The 1180-nt window shown below is 40.6% G+C and carries 1 protein-coding gene; it reads right to left on the bottom strand.

Annotated features, from left to right (window positions below):
• Positions 1-42: 42 nt before the first annotated feature.
• Positions 43-1098: an IS630 family transposase gene (locus ACM0OX_RS35650; RefSeq protein ID WP_414519932.1), complete on the bottom strand. Its 1056-nt coding sequence runs from the start codon at positions 1096-1098 to the stop codon at positions 43-45.
• Between the last annotated feature and the right edge of the window lie 82 nt (positions 1099-1180).

Raw genomic sequence — 1180 nt, 5'->3', positions numbered from 1 at the left:
TAAGTAGGTGGGCGGAAAAATTTACAACTGTGTAACGAAAAGTTAAGTAGAAGATTTGGGGTTAAATTTTACACGCTCTGTACTGTAGTTACCTTTTTCTCCTCTAGCTTGAACACCATCAATTACGGCATAAGCAAGGTCTAATTCGTCATCAAATATTCGCCCAGATAGTTCATTTTTCTTCAGATGTTGCCACTCCAACTCAATCGGGTTCATTTCGGAGCAATATTTGGGCAAAAAGAAGATGTATAAACCCATGCATTCCCATTTTGACCATAACTTTTGTACGTCAAGGCATCGATGTATCGGTCCGTTATCCTGGACAATTACCCTAATACGTCCCGTTCTTTGGGCATCAGCCGCTTCTTGCTCCATCATTTGGATATAAGACTTACGGTTAACACCCCCGATTACCAAACCGTAAACAAAACTGAGCAAAGGTTGAAGGAACCCAATAATGCTTAATCTACGACCACGACGTTTAGTCTGTTCTAAACGTTTTTGCTCACCTTGAAAGTAATAGGTGTAACCCGGTTCGCTCCAGGCACAAAACCCAGATTCATCCAAATACTTTAGGTCTAATTCTCCTGTCGCCGCAGCTAATTCCAGCATATCGAGGTCTGCTTGTTTCTTTGCTCGTGCTACAGGGTCTTGTTTTCCTTTATGACAAATCAAAAGCTCGTTTCCAATTAATCCCCTTTTTTTGAGTACCCGTCTTAATCTGTCGGGACTCAATTGCACGTTGCGCTCTGCATTTAACTTCTGTGATAGTTGGGAACTATTATATGTGCGTGGCTTAATTCTTAGGCATTGTTCTAAAAACACGATATCCTCTTCTTTCCACTTGGGTTTTAACCCTCGACCTGGTAATTCCCAAAGGCTCTCTAAACCCTGCTTTCTCCATTTATGCAAAACATCTCTAACTGTTTGCTTATCCCAATCAAAGTGGACTGCTATTTTTTCTACATACCAGCCATGTGCGTTTAACCTGATTACTTCTGCTCTATCTTTAACCTTCTGCGGCACCTCAAGATTTCTTAGATTTAACAGAGTTTGGTCCTGCTCACGAGTTAGAAATACCCTTAAACGAGCGCCCATATATTAAGCCACCTCACGTATATGTATTCTCCGTATTTACTTATCTTTACATAGTTTAGTTTTTTTATGCCCACCTACTTAA

The organism is Nostoc sp. PCC 9305 (assembly GCF_963920915.1).
GTDB lineage: Bacteria > Cyanobacteriota > Cyanobacteriia > Cyanobacteriales > Nostocaceae > Nostoc.
This window is presented reverse-complemented; position numbering and strand designations above follow the sequence as displayed.

Excerpts from the sequence above, each read along its gene's own strand:
- ACM0OX_RS35650 (WP_414519932.1), bottom strand. The coding sequence starts at position 1,098 with ATGGGCGCTCGTTTAAGGGTATTTCTAACTCGTGAGCAGGACCAAACT.